Origin of the sequence: Mesorhizobium sp. M0184 (assembly GCF_040322215.1) — a bacterium.
In the GTDB taxonomy this organism is placed as follows: domain Bacteria; phylum Pseudomonadota; class Alphaproteobacteria; order Rhizobiales; family Rhizobiaceae; genus Mesorhizobium.
Window position 1 is genome coordinate 108,449 of sequence record NZ_JAMYSZ010000013.1, and the last position, 15,406, is coordinate 123,854.

The window sequence follows — 15,406 nt, forward strand, 5'->3', positions numbered from 1 at the left end:
AGAGATGGAATGCTCCGGCAAATGACCGAGCCGGGGCGGTTCGATTTGCGTCTTCTGTTTGCCTTGCTGCTGATCCTCTCGACGGCCTCCGCTGCCGTGGCGGAGCGGCGCGTTGCGCTGGTCGTCGCCGAGAACGACTACCGGCTGATCCGGCCGCTCGCCAATCCCGTCAATGACGGCGAGGTCATGGGAACGGTGCTGAGGAAGCTTGGTTTCGAGGTCTTCCTCGAAACCAACCGCGACCTGCGGCGCATGCGCCGGGCGCTCGACGATTTCCGCGAGGATGCCAAAGGCGCCGACGTGGCACTGGTGTTCTTCTCCGGCCACGGCGTCGAGATCGCCGGCGAGAATCGGCTCCTGCCGGTCGATGCAGACGCGTCGTCGCTCGCTACGCTGGAAAGGACCAGCCTGCCGCTGGAGGAGATCCGCGCGACCGTCGCCGCCACCAGCAAGGTCGGACTGATCGTGCTCGATGCCTGCCGCAGCGATCCGTTTGCGGCTACGGGCGGCGAAGGCCGCGGCGCAACGGCGCTGGTAAAAGAGGTCAGCGACAAGGTCCGGCCGGGCCTTGGCCGCATCGGGCGGGCAGAAAACATCCTGTTTGCCTTTTCGGCGGCGCCGGGCGAGACCGCAGCGGATGGGACGGGCCAGAATTCGCCGTTCACCGCGGCGCTGACGAAATATCTCAGCACCGATGGGCTCGAGATACGCTCCGTACTGACGCTCGTGCAACAGGAGGTCTACGACCTCTCGCGCGGCAAGCAATTGCCCTATGTCGAGAGCGGCCTGCCGCAGCTGTTCTTCGCCACGACAGCCCAGGAGAAACTGCCGGAGCGCGAACGCTTGTTGCTTGCCATGGCCGAGGTGACGCCCGCGATGCGCGGCGAGGTGGAAAAGATCGCCAGCGACGCCGATATGCCGCTGGCGCCGCTCTATGGCGCGTTGATCAGTTCCGATGCCGGCCATCTCTCCGCAGACAGTCTGAACACCAGGCTGCGTGAGGCAGCCGACGCCTTCGTCAAGGTGCGGAGCGAAATGCAGACCCTTGGCTCCGACGATCTGCGGGTGGCAGCGTTGCGCCGGCAGGCCGAAGAGCAGCTTTCGCTGGGAGCGTTCGATGCCGCGCGGAAAAAGCTCGCCGAAGCAGCCGAGATCGACAATGTCTCGCGCAACGCGCTGAAGGCCAATTTCGTCAGCCGCACGCTCTCCGAGGCCGCAACGCGCTATCTGTCCGGCGGGGCCGCGCGCGCCGACCTCGACTACGCCACAGCCATCAAGGATTATGAATCCGTGCTGGCGCTTTATGGCGAAGCCGGACAGGTGGTGCTGTCGCTCGACGACGCCGACCGCTTGATCCGCACGCTGGACGAGCTCGGCAAGCTCTATACCACGGTCGGCAATATCGATGCGGCCGGCCGTGCCTTCGAGGCGCTGCAAGCCGATCTCGAGCGGCGGTCGCATCATGAAACCGATCCCAACGTGAAGCGCGACTTCGCCGTCAGCCACGTCAAGCTCGGCAACGTGCGGATGGCGCAAGGCAATCTGCCGTCAGCGCTGCAGAATTATGAGACCGCCAAGACCATTCTGCAGGGCCTGACCGAGGCAGAACCGGACAATCTGGAGTGGTTCGGCGACCTCGCCATGGCCGACGACAAGATCGGCAACGTATTGGCGACGCAAGGCGATCTGGCCGGCGCCGCAGAGGTCTACCAGGAAAGCCTGTCGATCAAGAAGCAGCTCGCCGCCGGAGAGCCCGACCGTGCCGAACTGCAGCGCGACCTGACCATCACCTACGATGAGATCGGTCACCTTGCCCATATCGCAGGCCAACTGGACAACGCACAGGCGGCCTATAAAGAGAGCCTGAAGGTGCGGCTGGCGCTGGCGGCGGACAAACCGGGAGACGCCGACCGGCAGCGTGACGTCTCGGTCAGCCACGATACGATAGGCGACCTGCTGCGCGAACGCGGCGACGCCGCCGGGGCGCTGGCGGCCTACAAGGAAGGTCTGGCGATCGTCAAGCAACTGGCGAAACGCGATCCGGACGACACCGAGTTGAAGCGCGACCTGTCGGTCGGCAACGCCAAAATCGGCAATGCGCTAAGCGACCAGCAGAACTGGCCGGCGGCACTTTCGGCTTATCGTGAGGCACTTTCGCAGGCCAGCGTGCTCGCCGCCGGCGACCCGAACAACACCGAATGGCAGCGCGACCTGTCCGTGTGCATCGAGAAAGTCGCCGGCGTCCTGGCGATACAGGGCGACCACAAAGGCGCGCTGAAAGCCTATCTGGACAGCTACGCGATTGCGCAGAGGCTGGCCAAGCTCGATCCCGCCAATTCCGACTGGCAGCGGGACTTGTCGATAACGCTGTCCGAAGTCGCCACGCTGCGCCTCAGGCAGCGCGACGTCAGGGGCGCCCGGCAAGCCCTTCAGGACAGCCTGGCCATTCGCGAGAAACTTGCCCGGTCCGATCCGGACAACGCCACCTGGCAGCGCGACCTGGTGGTCGCCTATATCGACTACGCCCAAGTCGCAAAGGACCCGAAGGCTGTGCTTTCCAAGGCGCTCGACATGACGCTCGAGCTCGACCGGAGCGGCCGGTTGGCACCGCGCCACAAGTTCATGATCAAGTTTTTACGTGAGCGGCTGGCCAGGATCGAAGCCAGGCGCCGGTAGCCGGCTCACGCGATGGCCATTCCGTTCCGAAATGCCTGCAAACCTTGGAAAAACCGCCTTTTGCGCCTATATCTACGACATTAGAAATGCGCGATTCGAAGCCGATTTTTCGCGCTCTGCACACGGCATCAATCAGACAGGTTTTCATGAGCGACCAGACCGACATCGCCAACGGCGTTGAAGCCGAATACGGCGCCGATTCCATCAAGGTTTTGAAGGGCTTGGATGCCGTTCGCAAGCGGCCGGGCATGTATATCGGCGATACCGACGACGGCTCGGGCCTGCACCACATGGTCTATGAAGTCGTCGACAACGCCATCGACGAAGCACTGGCCGGCCATGCCGACTTGGTGACGGTGACGCTCAATCCGGACGGATCGGTGACGGTCATCGACAATGGCCGCGGCATTCCGACCGATATCCACACCGGCGAAGGCATTTCAGCGGCCGAAGTGATCATGACGCAGCTGCATGCCGGCGGCAAGTTCGACCAGAACTCCTACAAGGTCTCAGGCGGCCTGCACGGCGTCGGCGTGTCGGTCGTCAACGCCCTGTCGGCCTGGCTGAAACTGAAGATCCGCCGCAACGGCCATATCTACGAGATGAGTTTCACGCATGGCAATGCCGACGCGCCGCTGCGCATCACCGGCAGTTATGAACAAGACAAGGTCCCCGGCACCTATGAAGGGCGCAGCGGCAGCGAAATCACGTTTTTGCCGTCGTCCGAGACTTTCACCATGGTCGAATTCGACTACGGTACGCTGGAGCATCGGCTGCGCGAGCTCGCCTTCCTGAACTCCGGCGTGCGCATCGTTTTGACCGATGCCCGCCATGCCGACATCGTGCGCCATGAACTGCACTACGATGGCGGGCTGGAAGAGTTCGTCCGATATCTCGACCGGACGAAGAAGCCGTTGCTCGACAAGCCGATCTCGATCCGCGCCGAGCGCGACGGCATCACGGTCGAAGTCGCCATGTGGTGGAACGACAGCTACCATGAAAACGTGCTGGCCTTCACCAACAACATCCCGCAACGCGACGGCGGCACGCATCTGGCAGGCTTCCGCGGTGCGCTGACGCGCCAGATAACCGGCTATGGCGACTCCTCGGGCCTGACCAAGAAGGAAAAAGTGGCGCTGATCGGCGATGATTGCCGCGAAGGGCTGACAGCGGTGCTGTCGGTCAAGGTTCCCGACCCGAAATTCTCCTCGCAGACCAAGGACAAGCTGGTGTCGTCCGAGGTCCGCCCGGTGGTTGAAGGGCTTGTCAACGAAGCGCTCGGCACCTGGCTCGAGGAGCACCCGACCGAGGGCAAGGCGGTCATCGAGAAGGTCATCCAGGCCGCTGCCGCACGCGAAGCCGCGCGCAAGGCACGCGACATCACCCGCAAGAGTTCGCTCGGCGTCACCTCGCTGCCCGGCAAGCTGGCCGATTGCCAGGAGCGCGATCCGGCGAAATCAGAGATCTTTATCGTCGAGGGCGACAGCGCCGGCGGCTCGGCCAAGGGCGGCCGTTCGCGCCAGAACCAGGCCATTCTTCCGCTGCGCGGCAAGATCCTCAATGTCGAGCGCGCCCGCTTCGACCGCATGCTCGGCTCCGACATGATCGGCACGCTGATCACCGCGCTCGGCACCTCGATCGGCAAGGACGAGTTCAACGCCGACAAGCTGCGCTACCACAAGATCATCCTGATGACCGACGCCGATGTCGACGGCGCCCACATCCGCACCTTGCTGCTCACCTTCTTCTTCCGCCAGATGCCGGAACTGATCGAACGCGGTCATCTCTACATCGCGCAGCCGCCGCTCTACAAGGTGACGCGCGGGAAGAGCTCGCAATACATCAAGGACGAAGCCGCCTTCGAGGAATTCCTGATCGGCTCCGGGCTGGAAGAAGCGTCGCTTGCGCTCAGCACAGGCGAGGTGCGGGCCGGGCAGGACCTGCGCAGTGCCATAGACGACGCCTTGGCTGTCCGCCAGCTCATCAACGGATTGCACACGCGCTATAACAGAGGCGTGGTCGAGCAGGCAGCGATTGCCGGCGCGCTCAACCCGGAGATCTTCACCGACCTCCGCCGCGCCAACGAGACGGCCGAGCGTGTTGCCCGTCGTCTCGATATTATCGCCGAGGATACCGAGCGCGGCTGGATCGGCCGCATGTCGACCTCGAACGAGGGCATTGGCGGCTACGTCTTCGAGCGAACGGTGCGCAGCGTCAAGGAGTTCGCGCATCTCGACCTGGCGCTGATCAATTCCGCCGACGCACGCCAGCTCGACCGCTATGCGCCGCGCCTGGCGGAAATCTACGGCGAGCCGCCGGTGCTGCGCCGCAAGGATGTCTCGGAAACCATTTCGGGGCCGCTGGCACTGCTCAATGCCGTTTTTGCCACCGGCCGCAAGGGCCTGACCATGCAGCGCTACAAGGGCCTTGGCGAAATGAACGCCGAGCAGCTCTGGGAAACGACGCTCGACCCGAATGTGCGCTCGCTGTTACAGGTCAAGGTCAATGACGCGACTGATGCGGACAGCTTGTTTTCACGGCTGATGGGCGATGAGGTCGAGCCAAGGCGCGAATTCATCCAGGAAAACGCGCTGTCGGTTGCCAATCTGGACATCTGAGCCGCCATCCAGATACCCAGCCAGCAGGCATGAAGTGTATTGGTGCGCCTTGGCGCACCAATACGACTGCTGCAACGCAACAAAGATCACCAGGACCGCCGGAACGGAAAGGCTTTCAAGGCATTGTAGTTGATCACAATCGCCGCAGGAGGCATCCATGGGACGTGGCATTTTGCTCTGGCTTCTCGGAGTCCCAATTCCGATCATTATTCTGATCATGCTGTTCGCACGGTAGGGAGGCTTCGATGCAGTCCACCGTAACAGCTGTCGACGTTTCCGCCCCGACGGAATCCGCTTCCACTGCTGTCAGCTGGGGGCCAATCGTCGCCGGCGCCTTTGCTGCGTCAACGCTTACCTTCATCTTGATGCTGCTCGGCTCCGGGCTTGGGCTGAGCATGGTGTCGCCATGGTCCGGCTCGGGTGCGTCAGTCACCACTTTCGCCGTTTCCACCGCCGTCTGGCTGATCGTCGTGCAGTGGCTGTCGTCGGCCCTGGGCGGCTACCTCGCCGGACGCCTGCGCACCAAATGGGTCGGCATCCACACCGATGAAGTCTTCTTCCGCGATACCGCTCACGGCTTCCTGGCCTGGGCGCTAGCGACGCTGCTCGTCGCCGGCGTGCTCGGCACGGCGCTTTCGGCCGCGATAGGTACCGGTGTCCAGGCTGCTTCGACTGTGGCATCGGGCGCGGCAATGGGCGCTTCGGCAGGTGCTGCTGCAAACGCGGGTAGCGCCTCGACTGACAACGCCACATCGTATTTCGTCGATACGCTGTTCCGCCCGGCCGATCCGGCAAGGCTCGCTGCCGCCAATCCGGAGAGCGACGCCGCGGCAACGGCGCAGGCATCGCGCATTCTGATCGCGAGTGCCGCAGCAGGCGAAATATCGGCCGACGACAAGACCTATCTGTCGCGGCTGGTGGCCGCCCGCACAGGCCTGTCCGAAGCGGATGCCACCGCTCGCGTCGATGCGGTAATCGCCAGAGCGCAGGACGCCAAGGTCAAGGCCCAGCAGGCGGCCGACACTGCCAGAAAGGCAGGCGCCACCTTCTCGCTGATTGGCGCGCTGTCGCTGGTCGTCGGGGCCTTCATTGCCAGCGCGGCTGCAGCACTTGGCGGCAGGCAGCGCGACGACGAGGAAGCGATTTTCCTGACCAATCGTTGATCGGTGACTGAGCGAGCTCGGTCCGCTTCGGGAAGATTACGCCCGAAGGGGACCTTGCCTTGAACTGCCGCCGCGGCATTGTCGTGCGCTGCTCGCCGCCTACAGCTCAGCTTCCAGTTTGCGGCCGAGATCGACCGCATCGCGCAGCACGGCAAGGTGCGAGCGCGGCTGTACGCCGGCCGGCGCGTTGACCTCGACGCCGCTCGCCGTCAGCGACCAGTAGAGCCTGTGCGTGAAGACGCGGCCGCCCGAGCCGCGCAGCTCGACCTGGATGTTTTCCACGCCGGGACCAAAATTTTCCGTCATCCGCCCTGAAATCGGGTCGCCGGTCAGCCAGCCATTGCCCCTGTCGAAAATATTGGTCCAGCGCGTCGCGGCAAACACCGCGCCATGATGCACCGCCCGCTGCGGCTTGCCGGAATGGCTGCGCCCTTCCTGGTAGAGCATGGTCCCGCCCGCCGCCCTGTCGGCGATCGGCGGGCATGCCGAAAACAGGCGCTCGGCGATGCCGCGCCTAAATTCGGCGAGGTTGTAGGTCACCAGAAACTCGCTGTGGGTCAGCGGACTGCCGAGCGTGACGAAATCGCTGATCTTCCACGGCAGCGGATGATCGGCGTCGCCGACGCGAAGCTGCCGGTAGAGCTCCCATTGGCTGCGCCGGAATGCGGGGAGGTCGTCGAGGCTGTCGGGCCAAGCGGAGGCATCGGCGGCCAGCGTCGCCTTGTCGACGGCGTGGATCGCCTTCAGCCTCGCTTTGTCGCGAATGGCTTCCAACTTTCTAGGCCTGAAATCGGCCCACAATATCTGCAACAGATCATAGGCGATGATCGACCCGAGGCTGTGCGAGACCAGCACGATGCGGTCATAGGCATCGTCCATCATGAGACGCTTCAGCAGCTTGAGGCCACGCTCGCGGACCAGCGCCCGCTTCTCGACCGTTGCCGCTTCGGCCCGCACATAGGCGGCGACGTCGCCGAAATAAGGCAAGCCAAACTGGTCCACCGACCAGATGACGAACGACGCCAGAACCGTGACAAGCACACCGGTCGTCCAGGAGATGTAGCCTTGCCAGGTCGACGTTGCGAGCGCCAGCGCCGCGCCGAGGACGACGATGGTGGCCAAAAGCGTGACGACATAGAGTTTGAGCATATCGCGCGGAATATCGGCCGGCTTGCGCCAGAGCAGGGTCGTCACCCAGGCAGCAAGGCGGCTTCGGGTCGTGCCCTGGGTGATGTCGGCCCAGTAAAGCTCGTAGAAATCGGTGCGGCGGCCATCGACATCATAGGGCGTGGTGATCCGGCGGAGTTCGTGCGAATTGGTCCGGCTGTCGGGCGTGATCCAGCTCTGGTTGATCTTCGCACCCATCGGGTCGGCCGGATCGGGGACATGGGCATAGAACGGTGCACGGGCCGGATCGTGGCTCCATACGGCCTGGACAAACTCCCTCAACGTGTCCATGGGCCGCTGCTCGCCCATGCCGTGCACGACCACTACCGCCTGGCTGCGCTTGCGTGGCGCCTTCTCTGCTGCGGTCAGATCGGCGGCCGGCGATGCAGCAGAACCAGGGTCGGGCACCAGCACCTCCACGATGACGCCGTTAGCAAGACGACGGGTCGGCATCGTAGCTTCAGAACCGGTAACAGCCAAGAAAAAGCCCGGCGCGGAGCCGGGCTGTATTCGACGATCGGCAGTGAGTTGGCAGCGACGCCGTTTCAGTGATCCATCGCTTTGACGATCTCCTCGGTCATCTTCTTGGCGTCGCCGAGCAGCATCATGGTGCCGTCCTTGTAGAACAGCGTGTTGTCGATGCCGGCATAGCCGGAGCCGAGCGAGCGCTTGACGAACAAGCAAGTGCGCGCCTTGTCGACGTCGAGGATTGGCATGCCGTAGATAGGTGAGGACTTGTCGTCACGAGCCGAGGGATTGGTGACGTCATTGGCCCCGATGACATAGGCGACGTCGGCCTGCGCGAACTCAGAGTTGATGTCCTCCAGCTCGAACACTTCGTCATAAGGCACGTTGGCTTCGGCCAAGAGCACGTTCATGTGGCCGGGCATGCGGCCGGCAACCGGGTGGATGGCGTATTTGACGTCGACGCCGTTGGCCTTGAGCTTGTCGGCCATCTCGCGCAGCGCGTGCTGCGCCTGGGCGACGGCCATGCCGTAGCCCGGCACGATGATGACCTTTTGAGCATTCATCATCAGATAGGCGGCATCCTCGGCCGAGCCCTGCTTGACCGTGCGCTCGATGCCGTCGTTGGCAATGGCTGATGTCTCGCCGCCGAAGCCGCCGAGGATGACCGAGATGAAGCTCCGGTTCATGCCTTTGCACATGATGTAAGACAGGATGGCGCCCGACGAGCCGACCAGCGCGCCGGTGATGATCAGCGCCAGATTGCCGAGCGTGAAGCCCAGGGCGGCCGCGGCCCAGCCCGAATAGGAATTCAGCATCGACACGACCACCGGCATATCGGCGCCACCGATCGGGATGATGAGAAGCACACCCAGCACCAGCGAGGCGGCAACGATCAGCCAGAACACCACCTTGGACTCGGCGGTGACGAGCAGCACGATCAGCACGATCAGCGCAATTCCCAGGGCCGCGTTGATGAAGTGGCGGCCACCGATCATGATCGGCTTGCCCGACATGCGGCCGTCGAGCTTCAAAAAGGCGATGACCGAGCCGGTGAAGGTGATGGCACCTATGGCAACGCCGAGGCTCATCTCGATCAGTGCCTGGGCATGAATATCGGCGACGGTGCCGATGCCGAAGCTTTCCGGTGCATAGATGGCGGCGGCCGCCACCATGACCGCGGCAAGACCGACCAGCGAGTGGAAGGCGGCGACCAGCTGCGGCATCGAGGTCATGGCAATGCGCCGTGCCGTGACCGCACCGGCCGAGCCGCCTATCAGCAGCCCGAGCACTATGAGGCCGAAGCGCCCGGCCGAAGGGGTCGCCAGCGCCAGCGTCGTGGCGATGGCGATGCCCATGCCGATCATGCCGTACATGTTGCCCTGGCGGCTGGTGGTCGGGTGCGACAGGCCGCGCAATGCCAGGATGAACAGGATGCCGGAGACCAGATAGAGAAAGGAGGCGAAGTTGGCGTTCATAGCGGCCTACTTTTCCTTCTTCTTGTACATGGCCAGCATGCGCTGGGTGACGAGGAAGCCGCCGAAGATGTTGACCGATACCAGCATCAGCGCAACGAAGCCGAAGCCGGTGGCAAGCCCTGAGGCCGAGATGCCGACGGCCAGCAGCGCGCCGACGACGATGACGGAGGAAATGGCGTTGGTGACCGCCATCAGCGGCGTGTGCAGTGCCGGCGTGACGGACCACACGACGTAGTAGCCGACGAAGATCGCCAGCACAAAGATGGCGAAGCGAAAGACGAAGGGATCGATGGCACCGCCGGACAGCGCGTGAGCGGCTTCACCCGCCGCCTCGGTGCCGGGCGCGGCCGCCAGGTTCTGCACCGCGAGCCGCACGGCAGCTGTCGCCTGGTCGAGCTGGTCGAGGGCTTTCTGCAGAGTCTGATCCATCACGCGATCCCTCCGGTGGTCTTGGGCTTCCTCGAAGCGGCCGTTTTCTTCGCAGCCGGCTTCGCCGAAGCCTCGGCAACCATCGTCCTGGCCGGAATGGCCGGTGGTTCGACATAGTGGCCCTTTGACGGCTCCTGCTCAGCCTTTGCGAAAGCCGGATGCACGATCTTGCCAGCATCGGTCAGCATCGTCGCCTTGACCAGTTCGTCGTCGTGGTTGATGGCAAGCGTCTTCGCCGCCTTGTCGACCAGCGTCTCGAGGAAGGCATAGAGGTTCCTGGCATAGAGAAGCGAAGCGGAGGCGGCGACGCGACCGGGAACGTTGAGATGGCCGACGATCTTTACCCCGTTGGCCGTGGTCGCCACCTGCCCGGGCACGGCGCCCTCGACATTGCCGCCGCGCTCGACCGCGAGGTCGACGATCACAGAGCCGGGTTTCATCGAGGCGACCATTGCCGCCGAGACCAGCTTCGGCGCCGGACGGCCGGGGATCAGCGCGGTGGTGATGACGATGTCCTGCTTGGCGATGTGCTCGGCGGTCAGCGCCGCCTGCTTGGCCTGGTATTCCTTCGACATTTCCTTGGCGTAGCCGCCGGCCGTCTCGGCCGCCTTGAACTCCTCGTCCTCGACGGCCAGGAATTTTGCGCCGAGCGAGGCGACCTGCTCCTTGGCGGCCGGGCGCACGTCGGTGGCGGTGACCACGGCGCCGAGGCGGCGCGCGGTGGCGATGGCCTGCAGACCGGCGACGCCGACGCCCATGACGAACGCCTTCGCTGCCGGTACGGTACCGGCCGCCGTCATCATCATCGGCAACGCCCGGTCATATTCGGCAGCCGCGTCGATCACCGCCTGATAGCCGGCGAGGTTGGCCTGGCTGGATAGAACGTCCATCGACTGGGCGCGGGTGATGCGCGGCATGAACTCCATGGAGAAGGCAGTAACACCGGCCCTGGCAAGGGCTGCGACGGCAGCGTCGTTGCCGTAGGGATCCATGATCGCGATGACAGCGGCGCCGGACTTATAGCCCTTCAGCTCGGCGTCCGTGGGGCGGCGCACCTTCAGCACCACATCAGCCCTGGCTGCATCGCCGGCCTTGCCGATCGCGGCGCCCACCCGGGCGAACTCCTCGTCGGGAATGCGCGACGCCGTGCCGGCGCCGGTTTCGACAATCACGCCGAAACCCAGCGCCGCCAGCCGTTTCACCGTGTCGGGCGAGGCCGCGACGCGCGGCTCGTTCGCGTCGAGCTCACGAGGGATGAAAACCGTCTGTCCCACCGCATGATCCTTTCGGCCGGAACCCTGTTACCGCAAGACATCGACCGACCCCGGCGGCGCCTTCGACAAAGGTTGGAGGAGTTATCGGAGAATAAAGGCGCCGATGGCCAGGATCAGCACGAATAGGATAGTCCCCGAGAAGAAGCCGCCCACAAAGAAGCCGAACGCCATGGCAAGAAGCACGGCGGCGCAAAATAGCGACCCATATTTGGCCAGCATCACAAAGCCGGCATAGGTGCGGTCGTGCTCGGCATAGTCCATCTTCGCGCCTAGTTCGACAGGACCGGTCGGCGTGTGTTCAGCCATTGGAATACCCCTTCGAAGACATCTTTCAGGCACATAGCGAAAAGCCGCGTTAAGGGCAATGGCGCTATTGCCGCATCGCCGCAGCCAACAATCTCAAGCAAAACTTGAAATCGCTGCGCGAAGCGCGGCGATACCAATCACAATGGATGGCAGGTCCGCTATTGCCGATGTCGTTAGCCGGCGAGATGCGGGAACAGACCGAGCAGGCCGACAACGATCAGATAAAGGGCGACGATATAATTGAGCAGCCGCGGCATCACCAGGATCAGCACGCCTGCAATCAGCGAGATAAGCGGGGTAAGGGCGAGCGTGGAAATGGTCATATCGGTTCCTTTGATCGGATCGCTATCGAAGCGATGCTTGGCGGATGCCGGCCATGCCGACCTACCACCAGCACCCTTGCCCAGAACGCCGAAGCAACCGGAAGGCTCCATGGGCTCGTTCAGGCGGCTTCGCGAAAATACTTGGCGGTGGGCAGGATGGTCAGCGGCGCGAGTTCGCCGGCACCGGGCGTATCGAACAACATGCGCTGCTCCATTGGCGTCGAACGGAAGAACGGAAAGCGAGCGTAGGTTTCATTCTTGATCGCCAGGACATCGGCTTGATAAAGCAGCGCGAAACAGTTGATCACGCCGGCATAGGGCCGCGCATCGCCAATCGGTCGCGCCCGATAGATGCGCTTGTAGAAAGCCGCATGGTCCTCGCGGATCATGGATATGCAATAAGGCGCGCCGAAATGGAAGCAAGCCATGCCCGCAAGGCGCAGCGTCACATACGGGATCTGCGGGTAAAGCCGTGACCATTCGGCGTCCACGGCAAAACGGCTCGGGTCGATAAAGACTTCGCCGGCCGCCAGACGCGGCATCAACAAGTCCTTGTAGACGCTGAGCGCTGGTGATGTGGCGTTATCAGCAGACACGTTATGCAGGCGCATTGTGCTGACCAGCCGCCCCTCGATGTAGATTCCGAACGTATGGCAATTGGGCAGTTCGTCAAACTCGTCATGGACCTGACGGGACGCATTCTCGGGCACCAGATCGTTCATCCGATAGGAATTGTAGCGCAGCCTGTAAATGCTTTCGAAGTCCTCGCCGCTTTCACAGCGTCGGTACTCCGTCCGGTCAAGCAGCGCATAAACATGTTGCGCGAAGCTGGACATGGTCTCGGACGCATCTTTCCCACCAGCGCCCGCCGCATGGCCGAGCGAACTCAACTGGGCACACATGAACTCTATTCCCCGCGATTACCGCCACCAGCCGACACTACGGACGGGTCATGAGATGTAAAGATGAAAATAAGTAGGAGCTCGTTTACCGCTCGTTAAGGTTAATAATTAATAAAATTATACTAAAATACGCGGTTTTTCAGCGCGAAGTCAGCGCCGCGGCGCCTTCCTTGCCGTCTGGATGTCCTTGGCGAAGGGCCAGACGGTGCTCGACATCGTCTCGATGCCGGACGCGCTGAGTGCCGACCCGAACAGAAAGCCCTGGACCAGGTCCGGCTTGACCTGCAATGCCAGGATCTTGAGCTGTTCGAAGGTCTCGACACCTTCGACGGTAACCGAAAGTCCCAGCGGCCGTGACAGGTTGACGATGCCCTTGAGCAATTCGAGCGACCGGCTGTTCTGAGTGACATCCATCAGGAACGAGCGGTCGATCTTGATTTTGTCGAGCGGCAGTTTGTGGAGATAGCTGAGGCTCGAATACCCGGTACCGAAATCGTCGAGCGCAATGCGCACGCCGAGCCGCTTCAACTCCTCGATATATTGGCGTGTCAGCGACTTGTCGTCGAGCAGCGCCGTCTCGGTGACCTCGATCTCCAGACGCCCGGCGGAGAGACCGGATTCAGCCAGCGCGTCGCGAACCTTCTGGATGACATCACGGTTGCGGAAATCCTTGGCCGAGAGATTGACCGACACGCTGGTCTGGGCCGGCCATTTGGCGCATTCCGTGCAGGCCGCATGCAGGACGAAGGTGCTGATGTCGGAAATAATCCCCATTTCCTCCGCCAGCGGAATAAAGATACCGGGGGAAATCGGCCCGAGATCGGGATGATCCCAGCGGCACAGCGCTTCGCAACTGGCGATACGCATCGTGCTCATCGCCACGATCGGCTGATAGACCACCCGCAATTCGTTGTTTTCCACGGCGCTGCGCAGGTCCGCCTTCATCAGCTGACGGCTGCGGAAGGCAGCATCCATGGAGGCCTCGAACAGCCGCCAACCGTTCTTGCCAAGCTCCTTGGCCTTGTAGAGTGCAAGGTCGGCTTTGACGATCATGGCGTCGACGTCGGTATCCTTGACCCGCGACAGCACCGCGCCGCCGCTGGCCTGGATGCGTAATCCGTGGCCGGCGACATCGACCTCGCCCTGTAGATTGACAAAGATCTCATCAACCTGGCCGGCCAGGTGGCTTTCATCCTCGATGCGCTCGAAGAAGATCATGAACTCGTCGCCGCCGAAGCGGCTGACGGTGATGCCTGGCCCAGCGACTGCCGCCAGCCGCTCGGCAACGGCGTAGATCAATCCGTCGCCGACCGGATGGCCGAGCGTGTCGTTGACGCTCTTGAAATCATCAAGATCGAGCACCACCAGCCCGCTGAGACGCTCGGGATCCCCTGAGGCCATGGCTTCCACCACCAACTCGTGGAAGTAGGCGCGGTTGGGCAGGCCGGTGAGACTGTCGTAGCGCGCCATGAAGCGGATCTTGTCTTCCGCCTCGACCCGGGCGGTCACATCCTCGAAAGTGACGACGCCCAGTTCCTGGCTGCCTTCGCGCGCCGAAAATTCATAGTGCTGGCCGTTGGTGAGCGAGACCAGGACCTTGCGGTCGCGGCCCTCGCGCAACGCACGCGTCAGCTGGGCTTCGATGTAACGGCAATCTTTCGGCGCCAGCATGCCGCCTGCAGCGCCGCGCATCAGCAGACCGTGGATCGAGCGGCCTAGCAGCGCATCGGCCGATTTGAGCGACATCAGGTGGGCGGCTTCGGCATTGGCCACCGCCACCCGGCCGTCGGGACCAAGCATGACAAGGCCATGCGACATGGTGTTGAGCGCGCGGTTGAAACGCTGCGCGATGCGGTTCGCCTTCTTTTCCTCCGACAGGGCGGTAAACAGGACTTCGCGGACGATGTCGGCGAACCGCTTGATCGCAAACAGAAAAGGGGCCGACATCAGACCGAGGATAATGTGGTAGATATCGCCGCGCAGGATAAAGCCAAGCGATATGGGCCATGTGGTGGTTATGATAAAAATCATGACCATGCGCGGCGACCCATAATTGCGGCCGGCAATCGACGTGACCGATGCCAGAGTGACGCAGACAGAGGCTATTTCGGCATAGTTGTCGTGGCTGTCATTTGCCAGATAGATACTGACGAAACAGAACGCGCCAAGCATGAAACCATGCATCGAACCGAAAATTATGTAATCGTTTTCGCGATCATGGGCTTCTTCCCACGTCGTCGGGGAAGGAAGTCGCCCGTATTTTCGGATGTTGCGAAGGCGCAGAGTACCGACAATGATGAGCCCAGCGGCAACTAGAAGATACGCCAAGTCCATGGTCTTCCAATAGACCAGAATGACGAGGAGCGTCTGCGCAACAAGGCCGATCGACAGCGTGAACCCGTCGCGAAACAGCGTTTCCACGAACGGAATGTAAACGTCGACCGGAATCTCGTTTTTTCGTCTCAGATTCACGCCTGGATCCCAACCCTGGGGAACCCAGCAGTGTCACATTGGCCTTAAGAAAGGTTTAGAGCAGCGGTTCGGGCTCTATTGGCATTCATTGGTGACGCAGCGGAAGCAGGGAAACTACAGTTCAGGTAAACAA

Annotated in this window: 11 protein-coding genes; 3 read left to right on the forward strand and 8 right to left on the reverse strand. The window is 62.6% G+C overall.

Going from position 1 to position 15,406, the window contains the following annotated elements; translation table 11 throughout:
- The first annotated feature begins 9 nt into the window (after window positions 1–9).
- The 3 genes from NKJ23_RS17820 to NKJ23_RS17830 all read left to right on the forward strand — a co-directional run bounded on the left by NKJ23_RS17820 (window position 10) and on the right by NKJ23_RS17830 (window position 6,457).
- A complete protein-coding gene (locus NKJ23_RS17820) occupies window positions 10–2,676 on the forward strand; it encodes a caspase family protein (protein WP_352681432.1) in 2,667 nt (888 codons plus the stop codon).
- A gap of 146 nt (window positions 2,677–2,822) precedes the next feature.
- On the forward strand, window positions 2,823–5,294 hold the full coding sequence (gene gyrB / locus NKJ23_RS17825; RefSeq protein ID WP_352568377.1) for a DNA topoisomerase (ATP-hydrolyzing) subunit B: 2,472 nt from the start codon (window positions 2,823–2,825) through the stop codon (window positions 5,292–5,294).
- Between the two features lie 245 nt (window positions 5,295–5,539).
- The gene (locus NKJ23_RS17830) at window positions 5,540–6,457 is read left to right on the forward strand and encodes a hypothetical protein (RefSeq protein WP_352681434.1); all 918 of its coding nucleotides are present in this window, start codon (window positions 5,540–5,542) and stop codon (window positions 6,455–6,457) included.
- 99 nt (window positions 6,458–6,556) lie between these two features.
- On the opposite strand, the gene NKJ23_RS17835 is transcribed toward NKJ23_RS17830, so the two are convergent.
- From NKJ23_RS17835 to NKJ23_RS17870, 8 genes are all read right to left on the reverse strand, one after another.
- Window positions 6,557–8,077, reverse strand: a complete 1,521-nt coding sequence (locus NKJ23_RS17835) for a hypothetical protein (protein ID WP_352681436.1) — start codon at window positions 8,075–8,077, stop codon at window positions 6,557–6,559.
- 92 nt (window positions 8,078–8,169) lie between these two features.
- Entirely contained in the window at window positions 8,170–9,567 is a 1,398-nt protein-coding gene (locus NKJ23_RS17840; protein ID WP_352454727.1) for an NAD(P)(+) transhydrogenase (Re/Si-specific) subunit beta, read from the reverse strand.
- 6 nt (window positions 9,568–9,573) lie between these two features.
- Window positions 9,574–9,996 carry an NAD(P) transhydrogenase subunit alpha part 2 gene (locus NKJ23_RS17845; RefSeq protein ID WP_502902545.1) on the reverse strand — a complete coding sequence of 141 codons (423 nt, stop codon included), beginning with the start codon at window positions 9,994–9,996 and terminating at the stop codon, window positions 9,574–9,576.
- On the reverse strand, window positions 9,996–11,270 hold the full coding sequence (locus tag NKJ23_RS17850; protein ID WP_352681440.1) for a Re/Si-specific NAD(P)(+) transhydrogenase subunit alpha: 1,275 nt from the start codon (window positions 11,268–11,270) through the stop codon (window positions 9,996–9,998). Before NKJ23_RS17850 ends, NKJ23_RS17845 begins: the two co-directional genes overlap by 1 nt.
- A gap of 81 nt (window positions 11,271–11,351) precedes the next feature.
- On the reverse strand, window positions 11,352–11,576 hold the full coding sequence (locus NKJ23_RS17855) for an aa3-type cytochrome c oxidase subunit IV (protein WP_023676259.1): 225 nt from the start codon (window positions 11,574–11,576) through the stop codon (window positions 11,352–11,354).
- Window positions 11,577–11,749: 173 nt separating this feature from the next.
- Window positions 11,750–11,899: a DUF3096 domain-containing protein gene (locus NKJ23_RS17860; protein WP_013528205.1), complete on the reverse strand. Its 150-nt coding sequence runs from the start codon at window positions 11,897–11,899 to the stop codon at window positions 11,750–11,752.
- Between the two features lie 119 nt (window positions 11,900–12,018).
- The gene (locus NKJ23_RS17865) at window positions 12,019–12,801 is read right to left on the reverse strand and encodes an N-acyl amino acid synthase FeeM domain-containing protein (RefSeq protein WP_023676258.1); all 783 of its coding nucleotides are present in this window, start codon (window positions 12,799–12,801) and stop codon (window positions 12,019–12,021) included.
- A 150-nt stretch (window positions 12,802–12,951) separates the two neighbouring features.
- Window positions 12,952–15,273, reverse strand: coding sequence for a putative bifunctional diguanylate cyclase/phosphodiesterase (locus NKJ23_RS17870; RefSeq protein WP_352681442.1), 2,322 nt, complete (start codon window positions 15,271–15,273; stop codon window positions 12,952–12,954).
- Window positions 15,274–15,406 lie beyond the last annotated feature (133 nt).